22 protein-coding genes are annotated in these 13,350 nt (G+C 60.8%); 6 read left to right on the forward strand and 16 right to left on the reverse strand.

Annotated features, from left to right (window positions below; translation table 11 throughout):
* Positions 1–7 precede the first annotated feature (7 nt).
* Positions 8–1,072 carry a class I SAM-dependent methyltransferase gene (locus tag ACOQOQ_RS06870; RefSeq protein WP_420569394.1) on the reverse strand — a complete coding sequence of 355 codons (1,065 nt, stop codon included), beginning with the start codon at positions 1,070–1,072 and terminating at the stop codon, positions 8–10.
* A gap of 6 nt (positions 1,073–1,078) precedes the next feature.
* A complete protein-coding gene (lgt, locus tag ACOQOQ_RS06875; RefSeq protein WP_420569395.1) occupies positions 1,079–1,963 on the reverse strand; it encodes a prolipoprotein diacylglyceryl transferase in 885 nt (294 codons plus the stop codon).
* 98 nt (positions 1,964–2,061) lie between these two features.
* Between lgt and ACOQOQ_RS06880 the strand changes: the two genes are divergently transcribed.
* Positions 2,062–2,307, forward strand: a complete 246-nt coding sequence (locus tag ACOQOQ_RS06880; RefSeq protein WP_420569396.1) for an accessory factor UbiK family protein — start codon at positions 2,062–2,064, stop codon at positions 2,305–2,307.
* Positions 2,308–2,334: 27 nt separating this feature from the next.
* Here the strand turns inward: ACOQOQ_RS06880 and ACOQOQ_RS06885 are convergent, their stop codons facing one another.
* Genes ACOQOQ_RS06885 through ACOQOQ_RS06900 form a run of 4 tightly spaced genes read right to left on the reverse strand, consistent with a single transcriptional unit; the run spans position 2,335 to position 4,979 of the window.
* Positions 2,335–3,291 carry a 2-hydroxyacid dehydrogenase gene (locus ACOQOQ_RS06885; protein ID WP_420569397.1) on the reverse strand — a complete coding sequence of 319 codons (957 nt, stop codon included), beginning with the start codon at positions 3,289–3,291 and terminating at the stop codon, positions 2,335–2,337.
* Positions 3,291–3,629, reverse strand: a complete 339-nt coding sequence (locus ACOQOQ_RS06890) for a tRNA-binding protein (protein ID WP_420569398.1) — start codon at positions 3,627–3,629, stop codon at positions 3,291–3,293. The genes ACOQOQ_RS06885 and ACOQOQ_RS06890 overlap by 1 nt, the downstream gene beginning before the upstream one ends.
* On the reverse strand, positions 3,622–4,437 hold the full coding sequence (gene proC, locus ACOQOQ_RS06895; protein ID WP_420569399.1) for a pyrroline-5-carboxylate reductase: 816 nt from the start codon (positions 4,435–4,437) through the stop codon (positions 3,622–3,624). Before proC ends, ACOQOQ_RS06890 begins: the two co-directional genes overlap by 8 nt.
* A gap of 41 nt (positions 4,438–4,478) precedes the next feature.
* Positions 4,479–4,979 carry a YbjN domain-containing protein gene (locus ACOQOQ_RS06900; protein ID WP_420569400.1) on the reverse strand — a complete coding sequence of 167 codons (501 nt, stop codon included), beginning with the start codon at positions 4,977–4,979 and terminating at the stop codon, positions 4,479–4,481.
* A gap of 408 nt (positions 4,980–5,387) precedes the next feature.
* Here ACOQOQ_RS06900 and ACOQOQ_RS06905 point away from each other — a divergent pair, with 408 nt between their 5' ends.
* Positions 5,388–5,864: a DUF4405 domain-containing protein gene (locus tag ACOQOQ_RS06905; RefSeq protein ID WP_420569401.1), complete on the forward strand. Its 477-nt coding sequence runs from the start codon at positions 5,388–5,390 to the stop codon at positions 5,862–5,864.
* 5 nt (positions 5,865–5,869) lie between these two features.
* Here ACOQOQ_RS06905 and ACOQOQ_RS06910 read toward each other — a convergent pair whose 3' ends face one another.
* From ACOQOQ_RS06910 to ACOQOQ_RS06925, 4 genes are all read right to left on the reverse strand, one after another.
* On the reverse strand, positions 5,870–6,133 hold the full coding sequence (locus tag ACOQOQ_RS06910; RefSeq protein WP_420569402.1) for a DUF6455 family protein: 264 nt from the start codon (positions 6,131–6,133) through the stop codon (positions 5,870–5,872).
* A gap of 2 nt (positions 6,134–6,135) precedes the next feature.
* Positions 6,136–6,417, reverse strand: a complete 282-nt coding sequence (locus ACOQOQ_RS06915) for a DUF6455 family protein (protein WP_420569403.1) — start codon at positions 6,415–6,417, stop codon at positions 6,136–6,138.
* A gap of 81 nt (positions 6,418–6,498) precedes the next feature.
* Complete coding sequence (locus ACOQOQ_RS06920; protein ID WP_420569404.1) at positions 6,499–6,765, reverse strand: DUF6455 family protein; 267 nt, start codon at positions 6,763–6,765, stop codon at positions 6,499–6,501.
* 75 nt (positions 6,766–6,840) lie between these two features.
* The gene (locus ACOQOQ_RS06925; protein ID WP_420569405.1) at positions 6,841–7,194 is read right to left on the reverse strand and encodes a YigZ family protein; all 354 of its coding nucleotides are present in this window, start codon (positions 7,192–7,194) and stop codon (positions 6,841–6,843) included.
* Positions 7,195–7,295: 101 nt separating this feature from the next.
* Between ACOQOQ_RS06925 and ACOQOQ_RS06930 the strand changes: the two genes are divergently transcribed.
* Complete coding sequence (locus tag ACOQOQ_RS06930; RefSeq protein WP_420569406.1) at positions 7,296–7,541, forward strand: hypothetical protein; 246 nt, start codon at positions 7,296–7,298, stop codon at positions 7,539–7,541.
* Here ACOQOQ_RS06930 and ACOQOQ_RS06935 read toward each other — a convergent pair.
* Entirely contained in the window at positions 7,538–7,786 is a 249-nt protein-coding gene (locus tag ACOQOQ_RS06935; RefSeq protein WP_420569407.1) for a DUF167 domain-containing protein, read from the reverse strand. The genes ACOQOQ_RS06930 and ACOQOQ_RS06935 overlap by 4 nt on opposite strands.
* A gap of 159 nt (positions 7,787–7,945) precedes the next feature.
* Here ACOQOQ_RS06935 and ACOQOQ_RS06940 point away from each other — a divergent pair, with 159 nt between their 5' ends.
* On the forward strand, positions 7,946–8,524 hold the full coding sequence (locus ACOQOQ_RS06940) for a nitroreductase family protein (RefSeq protein WP_420569408.1): 579 nt from the start codon (positions 7,946–7,948) through the stop codon (positions 8,522–8,524).
* Positions 8,509–9,222, forward strand: a complete 714-nt coding sequence (locus ACOQOQ_RS06945; RefSeq protein WP_420569409.1) for an EI24 domain-containing protein — start codon at positions 8,509–8,511, stop codon at positions 9,220–9,222. The genes ACOQOQ_RS06940 and ACOQOQ_RS06945 overlap by 16 nt, the downstream gene beginning before the upstream one ends.
* 2 nt (positions 9,223–9,224) lie before the next feature.
* On the opposite strand, the gene ACOQOQ_RS06950 is transcribed toward ACOQOQ_RS06945, so the two are convergent.
* The 3 genes from ACOQOQ_RS06950 to mce all read right to left on the reverse strand — a co-directional run bounded on the left by ACOQOQ_RS06950 (position 9,225) and on the right by mce (position 10,437).
* Entirely contained in the window at positions 9,225–9,635 is a 411-nt protein-coding gene (locus ACOQOQ_RS06950) for a GFA family protein (RefSeq protein WP_420569410.1), read from the reverse strand.
* A 122-nt stretch (positions 9,636–9,757) separates the two neighbouring features.
* Complete coding sequence (locus ACOQOQ_RS06955) at positions 9,758–10,033, reverse strand: DUF1467 family protein (RefSeq protein ID WP_420569411.1); 276 nt, start codon at positions 10,031–10,033, stop codon at positions 9,758–9,760.
* Positions 10,033–10,437: a methylmalonyl-CoA epimerase gene (mce, locus tag ACOQOQ_RS06960; RefSeq protein ID WP_420569412.1), complete on the reverse strand. Its 405-nt coding sequence runs from the start codon at positions 10,435–10,437 to the stop codon at positions 10,033–10,035. Before mce ends, ACOQOQ_RS06955 begins: the two co-directional genes overlap by 1 nt.
* A 172-nt stretch (positions 10,438–10,609) precedes the next feature.
* Between mce and ACOQOQ_RS06965 the strand changes: the two genes are divergently transcribed.
* The gene (locus ACOQOQ_RS06965; RefSeq protein ID WP_420569413.1) at positions 10,610–11,326 is read left to right on the forward strand and encodes a response regulator; all 717 of its coding nucleotides are present in this window, start codon (positions 10,610–10,612) and stop codon (positions 11,324–11,326) included.
* A gap of 2 nt (positions 11,327–11,328) precedes the next feature.
* Here the strand turns inward: ACOQOQ_RS06965 and ACOQOQ_RS06970 are convergent, their stop codons facing one another.
* Together ACOQOQ_RS06970 and ACOQOQ_RS06975 are read right to left on the reverse strand one after the other, a co-directional pair.
* On the reverse strand, positions 11,329–12,042 hold the full coding sequence (locus ACOQOQ_RS06970; protein ID WP_420569414.1) for a GNAT family N-acetyltransferase: 714 nt from the start codon (positions 12,040–12,042) through the stop codon (positions 11,329–11,331).
* 69 nt (positions 12,043–12,111) lie between these two features.
* Entirely contained in the window at positions 12,112–13,341 is a 1,230-nt protein-coding gene (locus tag ACOQOQ_RS06975; protein WP_420569415.1) for a DUF1501 domain-containing protein, read from the reverse strand.
* Positions 13,342–13,350 lie beyond the last annotated feature (9 nt).

Raw genomic sequence — 13,350 nt, forward strand, 5'->3', positions numbered from 1 at the left:
GACGCGATCAGGGCTCCAGTCCGGGGGGCGCGGTTTTTCCGTCGGGGTACAGTCCGAGGACCTTAAAGAGCGTCCCCATTTCCGACGGATGCGTCAAGCGCCGATGTGCCTGCACCAACGAGTCGAGCGCCGCCCCTTGCAGCCCCTTGGCCAAGCTTTGGGCACGCGGTGTAATGCCCAGCCGTTCCAGAAATACGCCTTGACCTGTTAGCCGTGTGAATTTGCATGGCACGGCTTGGGCAATCGCCTCGAAATCCACATGTGCGGTTAGGTCGGCCTGCCCGGGATCGGCCAGCGGGTCGGTGCGTTCGTGATTGCGCAGGGCCTGCAGCGTGTCGCCTAAACTGCGCCAGTCGCCATAGTCAATCAGCAACGCAGCGCCCCCATGTTCGGCTATGCGCTGACCAATATCTGCGGCGATGGCGGGGGCTGCGGGGCACAGCTCGACCAGATCACCACCCTTGGTGTCTTCCAGCCGGTGGGTCAGCGCCTCTTGTGGGGCCGGGCCGGCAAGGGCAAAGGCCAGATCCTTGTCCTGTTCAATCACCCGCTTTTCGCGCCACCCATCTGCATCGCGGACGAACTGGCGGATGGGCAGGGCGTCAAAGAATTCGTTTGCGACGAAGAACAGAGGCTGGTTTGCGGGAACCGAGCTGAGTTGATCGTGCCACTGCGGCGTGAAATCCCTTAGGGCCTTGGCCTGCGCCGCGCGCAAAGTGGGCGAGGCCTCGATCAGGTGCAGCTGCATGGCTGCGTGAAAGCCGGGCACGGCACGAGTGGCGCGCAGGATGTCAGCCATCAGGGTGCCCCGACCGGGGCCTGCCTCGGCCAGAATGAATGCCGAAGGCGCTCCTTGATCAATCCAGCACTGAGCCAGCGAAAGGCCGATCAGTTCGCCAAACATCTGGCTGATTTCGGGCGCGGTGGTGAAATCGCCCTTTGCGCCTAGCGGATCGCGTGTGGTGTAATAGCCAAAGCGCGGATGCAGCAGACATTCGGCCATATAGTCGGCCACGCTCAGCGGGCCGGTGCGGCGGATGCGGTCGATCAGATGAGTCTTAAGGTCAGTCATGGCGGGTCAGATTTGGCGCCGCCGGGCATAAAGCACAAAGCCCAGCCCCACAATTACCATGGGCAGCGACAGCAGCTGACCCATGCTAAGGCCGAACTCTCCTAACCGAAGGACATGGCCCAAGGGGTTGTCCACGGTGATGAACTGGTCATCGGCCTGGCGGAAATGCTCGACGATGATGCGCGCGATACCATAGCCCATCAAGAAGGTACCCATGATCAGACCGGGTTTTTTCAGCGCGCCGCGGCGGAAGGCCAACCACAGCAGCAGCGTCGCCAGAACGACGCCTTCCAGGAATGCTTCATACAATTGCGAAGGATGGCGAGCGCAAAGTCCCACGATGCCCTCGCAGGCTTGGGCGGAATCGCCGGGAAAGATGACACCCCAAGGCAGGTCGGTTGGACGGCCCCACAGCTCGGCATTGATGAAATTGGCGATACGGCCCAACATCAGCCCGATCGGAACGGCCAGCGCAAGAAGGTCCCCGGTGGACAAGCGCGGGATACGGTTGAGGCCGCAAAAAACCAGCGCGGCGATGACAACGCCCAAAAAGCCCCCGTGAAAGGACATGCCGCCCTGCCAGATCATTAAGATCTCGGACGGGTGATCCAGGTAGTACCCCGGCTGATAGAACAGTACGAATCCCAGGCGCCCGCCCAGAATGATGCCAAGGATCATCCAGGTCAGCAGATCCTCGACCTGACCATCTGTCATCGGGGCGCTATCGCGCCACAGACCGGGGCGGCGAATGGCTATCAACACGATGCGCCAGCCGATCAGGATTCCTGCGATATAGGCCAGCGCGTACCAACGCAGGGCGAACTCGATCCCGAACAGGGAAATCGAAAACAGCTCGGACGAGATGTCGGGAAAGGGGATGCCTGTGCTCATGTGCGTCTGTGTGCCTCTGGCTGGATGGTGAAGTCAACCTTGTGGCTGGCCTCGTTGCGCCCCATATAGGGATCAAAGTGTAACGGTGGAGACGCAGGATGCAGACCCGGAACAAATTTCTGGACGACATGTCCCAATTGATGACCAACGCAATGGGCGTGGCCCAGGGCGCAAAGGACGAGGCCGAGACGGCGATGAAGGGCATGATTGACCGCTGGCTGGCCGATCGCGATTTTGTCACGCGCGAAGAGTTCGAGGCCGTGCGCCTGATGGCCCAAAAAGCGCGTGAAGAAAACGAAGCGCTCAAGGCGCGGCTGGACGCGCTGGAGCAAAACGCCAAGTGAGTTGTAAGGGGCCCTGCGGCCCCTTTTTCACACGGTGTTGGGCGGCGTTTGCCCGTCAAAGAATGCTTGCAGGTTGTCCAGCACCATCATCCCCATATCCGTCCGCACATTCAGTGCCGCCGTGCCCAGGTGCGGCAGCAGCGTGACCTTGTTGCTTTCGCGAAGGGCTGCGGGAATGGCCGGTTCGAATTCATAGACATCAAGTCCGGCCCCACCAATCTGTCCCGCGTCCAGCGCGTGGATCAAGGCGGTTTCGTCCACCACGTCACCGCGCGAAATATTGATGAAATGCGCGTGGGGCTGCATCGCTGCGAAAACTTCCGAATCGATCAGATGGTAAGTCGCGGCGCCTCCGGGGACGGCCACCACCAGGATATCGACCTGGGCAGCCAGTTCGCTTAACGAGCTGACTTGCGTGGCAATCCCACCAACGGACTTGGGCGAGCGGTTGTGGAACAACACCTCCATTCCGAACCCGAAATGGCATCGATGCGCGATTGCCTGCCCGATACGGCCCATGCCAACAATGCCAACCTTGCGTCCGGTCACATGCAGGCCCAGCATCTGCGTCGGGTGCCAGCCTTGCCAGTTGCCCGAACGGGCAAGCCGTTCACCTTCGGCGGCACGGCGGGCGCTCATGAGGATCAGGGTCATGGCGATATCGGCGGTGGCATCCGTTACAGCGCCGGGCGTGTTCGTCACGGTAAGCCCCGCCGCCTTAGCCGCTGCCACATCAATATGATTATAGCCCACCCCGAAATTCGCCAAAATTTGCGCACGAGGCGTGGGGGCAGCGGCAAATATCCGGGTGCTGAACAGGTCCCCCAGCGTGGGCATCACCCCGTCAAACTCGGTCAGCGCGCGCGTCATTTCTGCGGCGCTCATGGGCAGGGTCTCGGCCCTTAGCTCCAAATCGAACAGCTGTTGCGCGCGGGTGAGTACCGCATCCGGCAACGGGCGGCTGATCAGGACACGCGGCGCCATCAGAACATCCGTCCGCCGACGGGCACGTCCTTATCGGGGGTCAGCAGGACAACTTCGCCCGTATCATCGGGAACGCCCAAAACCAGAACCTCGGACATGAATTTCCCGATCTGCCGCGGGGGGAAGTTGATCACACCCAAAACGGTTTTGCCGATCAGTTCCTCGGGTGTGTAATGCTGCGTTACCTGGGCGCTTGTCTTACGCTCGCCGATTTCGGGGCCGAAATCGATCCACATCTTGATCGCGGGTTTGCGGGCCTCGGGGAATGGCTCGGCTCGCATCACCTTGCCGACGCGGATGTCGACCTTAAGGAAATCGTCAAAGCTGATCTCAGCCATTTGCCAGCTCCTTGGATCGGTCGGTTGCCGCTTTCACGGTCGCCGCCATCAGCGCGGGAAGGCCGTTTTCGGCGTCCATCAGCACTGCCAGCCCAGCCTGCGTGGTGCCGTTGGGCGAGGTCACATTGACGCGCAACTGGCTGGGCGTGTCATCGGCCTGCATGGCCAGCGCGCCGGCACCAGCGACCGTTGCTTTGGCCAGCTGCATGGCCAAACCCGGGGCCAACCCCTGTGCCTCGCCTGCTGCGGCTAGCGCTTCGATCATGTGGAACACATAGGCGGGCCCCGATCCCGATACGCCGGTCACTGCGTCCATCTGGTCTTCGGCTTCCAGCCGGACGACATCGCCCACCGCCTCGAGCAGGGATTGAGCCAGATCCAGATGAGCGGGGTCGGTTTGGCTGTTGCCGATGATCGCGGTGATTCCCTGACCCACAGCGGCCGGGGTGTTCGGCATCGCCCTGATGATCGGGGTTTGGGTGCCCAGGATGTCTTCATAGGTGGGGATGCTGACGCCCGCCGCGACCGAAACGAACAACGTGCCGCCATTTCCCATCGCTGCCAGCGTCGGCAGTGCATCGGCCATCATCTGGGGTTTTACAGCGATCAGAACGATCGCCGGGGCGCTGGGCAGATCGGCGTTCAGATGCACGCCGCTGGCCTTCAGCCAATCCGAGGGGAAAGGATCATTTACCCAGACCGAGCTTGCCGGAAGCCCGTTCTTCAACCAGCCTTCCAGCATGGCCGAGCCCATCTTGCCACAGCCCAGCAATACCAGTCCGGCCTTGGCCACATGATCCATGTTCATAAGAAACCCCCGTCATCCGTTGTCAGTGTCGGGGGCAAGTGTTACGCGCGACCGTAGGCCTCTGCAATGGCGACCTGAAGGGCCTCTTCGGGCTCGCGACCACCCCAGACGACCAACTGGAACGCGGGATAGTAACGCTCGGCGCTCAGAACGGCGGCGCGGATCATCGTGTCCACCTGATCGGGGCATGCAATCTGGCCACCAGCCAGCACCAAGCCATAGCGATAGACCATCAGCTGCTGGTCTTCCCAGAATGTGAAAGCACCCGCCCAGCACTGATCGTTCACGGCGTTCAGCGCCTTGTACATAGCGGGCAAGGTGTCCTTGGGCGGCTCCATTTCGAAGCTGCAGACCATGCGCAGGGTTTCGTCGTAATCAGACCAGGCAAGCGTGATCGAGTAGGTTCGCCACTGCCCCTCGACCGCCATTGCTATCTGGTCATCTGCGATGCGGTCAAACTCCCAGTCGTGATGAGCCGCGATGTGCTCGACCAGGTCAATTGGGTGAAGGTCTTCTTGCAAAAACTGCTCGGACAATGCCATGGCGCCACCTCTTTATGCTGTGTAGCGATGGGGCTTGGCAGCGCCCCAAGCGCTAGGTGCCTGCTCTAAGGAAGGGGGCTATTCCCGCCTCCCTTACCAGATATGGTGCATGGGGGGTGCTTCATATGTAAAGCTAAATTTTGTGGAAAACCGCAATAAGTTGTGGACGAAATACATAAAGACACTGAATAATGGGCAAAACGGAGGCGAATGTTTGCCTCGTTTGGCCGCGCAAGGGCAACCCCTGCAGGGTCTTTCCCGCTTGCTCTCTCAAAAACTTTGCGGATGCAGTATTTTCTGCGACGGCAAAGGAAGGGATCCTCGTATTACCGATGCCCCACCAGAAAATGGGGGGACGGGCGCCAGGGCGCCTTGTTCGGAAATCCCTTCAAACGCATGAGAGCGACCATGTCCAGTCTTCGTAAATACGCCACACCCCTTACCATCGGCAGCTTCCTGTTGATGACCGTCACCGGCATTTTGCTGTTCTTTCACCTGAACACGACCTTCAACAAGGTCGCGCATGAATATCTGGGGCTGGTGATGGTGGCTGCGGTGGTGCTGCACGTGGTGCTGAACTGGCGGGCCTTTACGACCTATTTCAAGAAACCGCTGGCCCTTGGGCTGATGGGGGTGTTTGTCGTCGCGCTGGCGCTTAGCTTTGTGCCCACGTCAGGAACGCAGGGACGGCCGGAATTCGCGGTGGTGGATGTGGCCATGAACACCCCCATTCAGGATCTGGCGCCGATGCTGGGTACGGATGCGGGTGGCTTGATTGCCCGGCTGACCGAGATGGGGATCGAGGCAACCGCCCAGCAGTCCCTGACTGATCTGGCCGGACCCGAGCGCGGCGCGGCGCCTGCCTTGTTCGCCCAGCTTATGTAATGCGCTTAGTGCTTCAGCTCGTTCAACACGGGTGCAATGGGGCAATGCGAGGGGGCTTGGGTCGCGCTGATGCCGGCCTGAGCAAGCCATTTTTCGCATTGAGCCACACAGGCACATTTGCGGCACTGGGTAACCAGTTCGGAATAACCTTGAGGTGAAATGCGGCCCTCGCGGAGCGCATCAGAAAAGTTCAGCCCCATACTGCGGGCAACGGAACGGGTCAGCCAGAAATGTCTGGCTGGGTCACCAAGTGGATAAAGCGCACCCATCTTTAAGTCCTTTCAGGTCCCTTAGAAGGCTCGGCCGATTGAAGTTGCGCAAAGCGCCCACAGTTGGGGCAGCTTTCCGGCACGATTTCCGATTGAGCGTTGTTTTGCAGCCAACGCTCGCATTTTTCGGTCCAATCGCAGCCGCGGCAGTTTTGAACCATCTGAGCCCATTCTTGCTGATCCAGCTCTCCCTGATCGTAGGCAGCCACCAGATTCGCACCGGTGGTTTTGGCCATACGCTGGGCCATCCAGAAATGGCGTTTTCTGTCTCCGAGTGGTTTCACGGTCGGATCCTCCGGGTCGGCGGGCATCAGTTTGATGGGATATAGACTAATCCAGGGGCCAAAATGGCGCCTTGATACGGATCAACCGGCCTTGGGTGCCCCCAGTTGATCGAACAGGTCTTGATTGCGACAATAGCTGGGCGTGGCCTGCTGCGGTGCCGTTTTTTCAGCCAGCCAGGTCTCGCATTCGTTGGGACAGGCACATCCGGTGCAGCGCAGGACGGCCTCGGACAGCTGTTCGGGTGGCAGTTGCCCTTGCATGGTCTTCTCGTCCAGGTCCAGCCCTCGTTTGCTGGCCATGCGGTCCACCAGTGTGGCGTGGTGGTTGATCTTGTCTTGGCTCTGCATGGAAATATCCCCCGTGTGCAGTTGGCTGACTGCGACCAACGCTAGGGGTGCGCAAGGAACGAGCCTTGACCTAGGTCAATCCAGCGCCTCGAGGTAGGCATTCACGCAGGTTTGCACATGACGAAAGCGGTCTCCGCCCAAATGTTTACCACCGTACCAGCGGGTGACGACGATCACGTGGTCGGTTAGTCCGGCGCGTTCCAGCATCCGCAGAATCACCATGCCCGCACCGGATTCGCCGTCATCGTTCTTGACCGGGGTGCCATCCGAGTAAAGCACAGCCCAGGTATTGTGCGTCGCCTTGGCGTAGCGTTTGTTGCGTTTGAGCTGCTTGAGAAACGCGGTCACGTCATGTGGTGTGGCTGTGGGCGCTCCCGAAACCGCATATCGCGAGCCGCGGTCACTGACGACATTTTCAAGTTGCAGCACGCTGGCCTCCGATTTCATCCTTTTGCCTTCCGCTGTAGCGGGGAACCTGCCACCATGTCAGTGAGGGGACATGCCCCCGTGAAGAAAAGGCGAAAGACACAATGTTTTCTATCGAACATGATTTCGACGCAACCGTCATCACGCTTGTTGACGAAGGATCGCCGAACCTGCAAGAGGACGTCACCATCAACGCCTTTGAAGATTGCATCGTGATCGAGCAGTTGGACCCACGCACCGATATGGTCGAGCGGATCACGCTGTCCATCGCGCAGCTTAAGGATCTTTCGGCGGCGCTGGATTTGCCCGAGGGCGTGTATCAAAGGGTGCGTGAAGGTTCCAAGGGTTAATCGAGGCGGAAAGTCTTGTCTCGGCTGGTCTGGCCACGGATCAGTGTCAGCCGTGATTTGGCAAGGCCCAGGGATTTGGCCAACAGTTTTTGCACGGCCGCGTTTGCCTTGCCGTTTTCCGGCGCAGTGGTGACGTAGACCCGGATCGTTCCGTCTTGCAGGGTGACCCGATTGCGCGAGGCCTTGGGGGTGACGCGCACTTCGATCTCGGCGCCGGGGGTGGCAAGATGGGTAAGGTCGGTCATGTGCGCTCCTGTAGAATGCAGGATCATAGTGCGCGCGGCTGCACCGCACCAGCATGCAGCGGGGATATCCGGTAAATTGGTCAAGGATTTGGGCGTCGCGGGTTGACCGGGCGACCTTCAGGCACGACATAAGGGCTGACCAATTCGGAAAGGCCCCACATGCCCGAAAAGAACTCTGCTGCGCTGGAATTTCTGCTGAGCCGGCGCTCGCGCCCGCAAAAGACGCTGACCACCCCCGTGCCAACCCGCGACGAGCTGATGCCGATCCTGACCGCCGCTGCCCGCACGCCCGATCATGGCAAGTTGGAACCGTGGCGGTTCATCGTGCTCGAGCGTGCAGCATTGCGCCGATTGGGCGACCTGGCGCGCACTCGCGCCGCCGCTCTTGCGTTGCCCGAGGACAAAGCGCTTAAGGGCCCGATGCAGTTCGACACCAGCGACCTGGCCGTTGCGGTTATCGAAGTTCAGAAAGAAAGCGAAAAGGTCCCGCCGCTGGAGCTGACATATTCCGCTGGTGCCGCCTGTCTGGCGCTGCTGAACGCCGCTTTGGCCTCGGGTTGGGGGGCGAACTGGCTAAGCGGCTGGCCCAGCCACGATCGCGAATTTATGTCTCAGGGTCTTGGCCTTGCCGAAAATGAACGCATCGCCGGCCTGATCCACATCGGCACCGAGAAATCCACCCCGCCCGAGCGCCCGCGCCCCGATCTGGAGACCATCGTCACATGGCAATTGGACTGATTTTCCGCTCGTTTTTCCGGGCACTGGGACAGATCGGCGATCGCCGTTTCCGCCGGGTACTGATGCTGGGCATCGTTTTGACGCTGGCGCTGCTGGTCGGCGTTTTTGCTGCGTTCCTGTGGACTTTGCAGGTGATGATCGGCGACGAGGCCGTGATCCCCTTTGTCGGGCAAGTGACCTGGCTGGATGACCTGCTGTCCTGGTCCAGCTTTTTCGTGATGATCATCCTGTCGGTGTTCCTGATGGTGCCGGTCGCCTCGGCCATTACCTCGATGTTCCTGGATGAAGTCGCTCAGGCGGTCGAGGATCGTCACTACCCGCATCTGCCTGCCGCCACAAAGGTGCCTTTCTGGGAGGCCGTGAAGGACAGCGTGAATTTCATGGGCATTCTAATCGGGGCCAACACTCTGGCGCTGGTGCTGTATATCATCCCGATTTTCACACCGTTTTCGCTGTTTATCTTCTGGGGCCTGAACGGGTTCCTGCTGGGGATGGAGTATTTCACACTGGTCGCCATTCGCCGCGTTGGCCGCCAGGGCGCCAAGGACTTGCGCAAAAAGCACCGGATCACGATCTGGATTGCCGGCAGCCTGATGGCGGTGCCGCTGTCGGTGCCGCTGCTGAACCTGCTTATCCCCATCCTGGGGGCTGCGACCTTTACCCATGTCTATCATGGGGTCACAAGCGCGCGGCAGTAGGGTCAGGTCATCCCGTCAAATTTGGGCAGGTCCGGGTCCATGTGATCCCAAGGCTGTGCGCTTTTAACAAAAATATCCCGGCTGGGCTTGTACCAGCTGGGGTCATCCAGGCTTCCGGCATAAAGCACCATGGCGCTTTCGTGGGCCGTATTGACAAGCAGCAACGGCGAGCCGCAATCCGCGCAGAACCCTCGTTTCATCGGATGGCCAGCGTCCGCCTGTCTTTCAAACCAACGCGGAGAGCCTTTCTCGATAGTGAAATCGCGGGCACTGACAACCACTGCCGGAAAATAGGCAGTCCCGGTTGCCTGTTGGCAATCGCGGCAGTGACAATTTCCCATGTAACGCACGGGGCCATCTGCGCGATAGCGGATCTTTCCACAGGCGCAGCCACCGGTCACTTTGTCTGTCATACAACCCTCCTCTTTCTTCCAAGGGCCGTTCGATCCTATCGAATCTTCGTGTCTTTGATAGAGGCAAAAAAAACGCCCCCATCGCATGGACAGGGGCGTCTTGATTTAGGTCTTGCGCGGGCTTACTGCGCGGAGCCCATCCGGTTGAACCAATCAAGGTCCCGCACCGAGATCCAGCCCGAGATGATGATCCCGGCAATGATCACCCACAGCACCGCGGCGACGATGGTGGTGATGATCGCTTTTTTCTTCAGCTGATGATGCTCGGGCGCACCTGCTTGGGTGCCTGGTACAACCTTGCCAACGTCCCCTTGCGTTTGCAGGCGGATCGGGATCGCGATCAGAAAGGTCATGAACCAGATCACCGCGTAAAGAACGATGGCCGAGGTGATCGACATCAGACTTGCTCCAGCTCGGTCAGGGTGCCGTTCATGTCTTTGGGGTGCAGGAACAGCACGGGCTTGCCATGGGCGCCGATCTTGGGCTCGCCATTGCCCAGAACGCGCAGGCCGGCGGCCTTCAGCTGGTCGCGGGCGGCCAGAATGTCATCGACCTCATAGCAGACATGGTGGATGCCGCCCGACGGGTTCTTTTCCAGGAAACCGGTAATGGGCGAGTTGTCCCCCAGCGGATACAGCAGCTCAATCTTGGTGTTGGGCAGTTCGATGAAAACCACGGTGACGCCATGATCGGGCTCGTCCTGGGGCGGGTTCACTTTCGCACCCAGAGCGGTGCGGTATTGCTCGGATGCGGCTTCCAGATCGGGAACGGCAATTGCGACGTGGTTCAGGCGGCCAATCATGGGGGTCTCCTTGTTAAAACAGCTCGCGCGTTTATGGAGCCTTGGTCCGCACGGTTCAAGCGGTCAGGGGGACGCATGCGCCCAAAGAATAAGGGACTTCGTAACGTTAACGCCAGATTCACCAAAATTGACCCATCTTGAGTCGCACCATCATCAGCAAGAGGACACCCGAATGGACGATCAAGATCTTTTCCAGTCAGCCCGGTTTCCCACCCCTGCGCGGCCGCTGTTGGGTCTGACCATTCTTGTGGTCGAGGACAGCCGCTTTGCCTGCGAGGCGATCCGCATGATGTGTGTCAGGTCCGGCGCTCGCATCCGGCGCGCGGATTGCATCGCTTCGGCCGAAAGGCATTTGCAGGTTTACCGTCCCTCGGTTCTGATTGTGGACCTGGGGCTGCCCGATGGCGACGGGGCTGAGCTGATCGCGGCCCTGAACGCAGCACGGCCGCGCATTCCGGTGATTCTGGGCACCAGCGGGGACGATCTGGCGCGTGATGCTTGTATGGTCGCCGGAGCGGACGGGTTCTTGACCAAACCCTCGCACAGTCTGGCCGAATTTCAGGAGCTGATCCTGTCCTGCCTGCCAGAAGAACAACGCCCCATGGGCCCACGCATCATCAATGACGAAGAGATTTCCCCCGACGCGATCGCCTATCGCGACGATCTGGCCCACGCGGCCGAGCTGCTGTGCGACGGCACCAATGACAAGCTGCTGGACTATGTCGCGCAATTCGTCACCGGGATCGCCCGCACGGCCGATGACGGGGCCCTGATCACCGCGGGAGAGGCGCTGACAATCTCTCGGATGCGGGGGAAACCCTGTCACTCCGATATCGCGCGTCTGGCCGGATTGGTGCAGGAACGACTAAAACAGCCCGAGCCGGTTTGAAACTATAGCCCGGGATCCGAGGCGACGCGCGTCAGACGGGTCAGGTCGGACAGGCTTTCTTTTTGCCGACCCTGTGCGTCGAAATTTGATGGCGACAGCCAGACGGAAAAGGCTTCTTTCAGGGCGGGCCAGTCCTTGTCGATCGCGGCGAACCAGGTGGTATCGCGATTGCGCCCTTTCACCACTGTATGCTGGCGGAAAAGCCCCTCGTAGCTTAGCCCCAAACGTTGGGCGGCGCGGCGCGAGGGCATGTTCAGCGCATCGCATTTCCATTCAAACCGGCGGTATCCGGCGTCGAAGGCCCATTGCATCATCAGAAAGAACGCCTCGGTAGCGGCCGGGGTTTGCTGCAGTTGCGGGGACAGGGTGATGGCGCCCAGCTCAATCGAGCCAGCCTGAGGGGTGATCCGCAAAAACGAGGCCACGCCGCCAAAGGCGCCGCGCTGTTTGTCATAGATTACAAAGAAAAACGGGTCGACCCCGGCGCCCGCATCACGTGCCCAGCGATGGTATTGTGCGGCCGATCCGAAGGGGCCGTAAGGCATGTAGTCCCAGATATAATCGTGCCCGTCAAAGGCACGAAACAGCAGCGCGGCGTGCGCGTCCGCACTTAGCGGTTCCAGTCGTGCGTATTTGCCCTCAAGCACCTCGCGCGTTGGAAGAGGCGGGGGGGTCCATCCCTTGATAGGCGGGCCGACGGGTCGAGATGTCTGCATCAATCGCTCCAGTGCATCATAGGCCGCGGCACGGTAGTACAGAGTCTCGCCGGGCAAAAGCCCCCAAGGTCACAGGATCAGTCCTGGGTTCGAGCCCAGCTCCATCCCCGGAAAAACCGCGTCTTCCAGCGTGGCACGGTCCAGCCCGAACAGCCCCCGCATCATCCACCCCGCATGGGCGCGCACATCGCGCGTGGGCATCAGGTCGCGCCCCTTGTACAGATCGCCATGGGCCAGTCCTGGCCAGTCGCCATAGACACGGCCGCCGCGGATGGCACCGCCGGCAAGGATCATCGCACCGCCGGTGCCGTGATCGGTGCCCTTGGTGCCATTTTCGCGCACGGTGCGGCCGAATTCGGTCATCGCGACGACGCCGGTCTTGCCCCAGACCTCGCCAAGGGTTTCACGCAGCACCAGCAAGGCATCCGTCAGCTGAGCTGCGGCGCGCGGCAGGGCGGCGGGCTGACCGCGATGCGTATCCCAGCCACCAATCGAGAACGAGGCGATACGCGCGTCCTCGCGCAGTTTCTCGGCGGTGAACTGAGCGATCTGGCGAATGCCATAGGTGCCCTTGCCCACGATCCCCTGCATGTCCTCGGCATCCATCATGCCCGTTACCGGCATCGCCGAAAGACCCCCGTCGGCGCGGCCCATCAGCATGGCGGCCTCGGCATAGGCGTCGGCAAAGGCGGGGTCGTCATGCGCCACAAGCTCGGCCAGACGGTGCCCATGGGGGCTTAGCTTCAATCGCACATTCGGTGCCCAGTTCGAAACCGGAGCATCACCAGACATCAGCAGCATATTCTCATGCCCGACCGAATAGGCCAGCCGGGGCGAGATGCCGGGAACCGTCTGAAGCATCCGGTTCAGCCATCCATCGCGCTCACTGGCGGCGCCCATGGTTGGAGTGCCGGCCTCAAGCAGGTCCTGCCCGTCGAAATGGCTGCGCTTGTCACGATACGGCGTCGAAACCGCGTGCACGAAGGCCAGTTCTTGCGCACGCCACATTGGCAGCATCGGGGCCAGCGCCTTGTGCATGGCAAAGAACCCGTCCAGGTCAATCGCCCCGTCATCCGGGCCGGTTTTCAGCGAGGGGCGGGCCGCGCTCAGGGCCGGATCGCCATAGGGCTGCAGGATGTCCAGCCCATCCATCGCGCCGCGCAGAATGATGACAATCAGCCGATTGTCGAACGGGGCCGAGGCCAGGCTGACCGGGGTGACCAGCGGGCTGGCCGCGGCAGAACAGCCAAGGGCCAGGGCTCGGCCAATCATCGCGCGGCGGGAAAGGGTCTGGGCCATGGGTTTGCC

It is taken from the genome of Thalassovita sp. (assembly GCF_965218685.1).
GTDB lineage: Bacteria > Pseudomonadota > Alphaproteobacteria > Rhodobacterales > Rhodobacteraceae > Thalassobius.

Excerpts from the sequence above, each read along its gene's own strand:
- ACOQOQ_RS06910 (WP_420569402.1), bottom strand. The coding sequence starts at position 6,133 with ATGGGTGCGCTTTATCCACTTGGTGACCCAGCCAGACATTTCTGGCTG.
- ACOQOQ_RS06970 (WP_420569414.1), bottom strand. The coding sequence starts at position 12,042 with ATGCAGACATCTCGACCCGTCGGCCCGCCTATCAAGGGATGGACCCCC.
- ACOQOQ_RS06945 (WP_420569409.1), top strand. The coding sequence starts at position 8,509 with ATGGCAATTGGACTGATTTTCCGCTCGTTTTTCCGGGCACTGGGACAG.
- ACOQOQ_RS06870 (WP_420569394.1), bottom strand. The coding sequence starts at position 1,072 with ATGACTGACCTTAAGACTCATCTGATCGACCGCATCCGCCGCACCGGC.
- lgt (WP_420569395.1), bottom strand. The coding sequence starts at position 1,963 with ATGAGCACAGGCATCCCCTTTCCCGACATCTCGTCCGAGCTGTTTTCG.
- proC (WP_420569399.1), bottom strand. The coding sequence starts at position 4,437 with ATGAACATGGATCATGTGGCCAAGGCCGGACTGGTATTGCTGGGCTGT.
- ACOQOQ_RS06965 (WP_420569413.1), top strand. The coding sequence starts at position 10,610 with ATGGACGATCAAGATCTTTTCCAGTCAGCCCGGTTTCCCACCCCTGCG.
- ACOQOQ_RS06920 (WP_420569404.1), bottom strand. The coding sequence starts at position 6,765 with ATGCAGAGCCAAGACAAGATCAACCACCACGCCACACTGGTGGACCGC.
- ACOQOQ_RS06975 (WP_420569415.1), bottom strand. The coding sequence starts at position 13,341 with ATGGCCCAGACCCTTTCCCGCCGCGCGATGATTGGCCGAGCCCTGGCC.
- ACOQOQ_RS06900 (WP_420569400.1), bottom strand. The coding sequence starts at position 4,979 with ATGGCATTGTCCGAGCAGTTTTTGCAAGAAGACCTTCACCCAATTGAC.
- ACOQOQ_RS06935 (WP_420569407.1), bottom strand. The coding sequence starts at position 7,786 with ATGACCGACCTTACCCATCTTGCCACCCCCGGCGCCGAGATCGAAGTG.
- ACOQOQ_RS06950 (WP_420569410.1), bottom strand. The coding sequence starts at position 9,635 with ATGACAGACAAAGTGACCGGTGGCTGCGCCTGTGGAAAGATCCGCTAT.
- ACOQOQ_RS06940 (WP_420569408.1), top strand. The coding sequence starts at position 7,946 with ATGCCCGAAAAGAACTCTGCTGCGCTGGAATTTCTGCTGAGCCGGCGC.
- mce (WP_420569412.1), bottom strand. The coding sequence starts at position 10,437 with ATGATTGGCCGCCTGAACCACGTCGCAATTGCCGTTCCCGATCTGGAA.
- ACOQOQ_RS06905 (WP_420569401.1), top strand. The coding sequence starts at position 5,388 with ATGTCCAGTCTTCGTAAATACGCCACACCCCTTACCATCGGCAGCTTC.
- ACOQOQ_RS06890 (WP_420569398.1), bottom strand. The coding sequence starts at position 3,629 with ATGGCTGAGATCAGCTTTGACGATTTCCTTAAGGTCGACATCCGCGTC.
- ACOQOQ_RS06955 (WP_420569411.1), bottom strand. The coding sequence starts at position 10,033 with ATGTCGATCACCTCGGCCATCGTTCTTTACGCGGTGATCTGGTTCATG.
- ACOQOQ_RS06885 (WP_420569397.1), bottom strand. The coding sequence starts at position 3,291 with ATGGCGCCGCGTGTCCTGATCAGCCGCCCGTTGCCGGATGCGGTACTC.
- ACOQOQ_RS06880 (WP_420569396.1), top strand. The coding sequence starts at position 2,062 with ATGCAGACCCGGAACAAATTTCTGGACGACATGTCCCAATTGATGACC.
- ACOQOQ_RS06930 (WP_420569406.1), top strand. The coding sequence starts at position 7,296 with ATGTTTTCTATCGAACATGATTTCGACGCAACCGTCATCACGCTTGTT.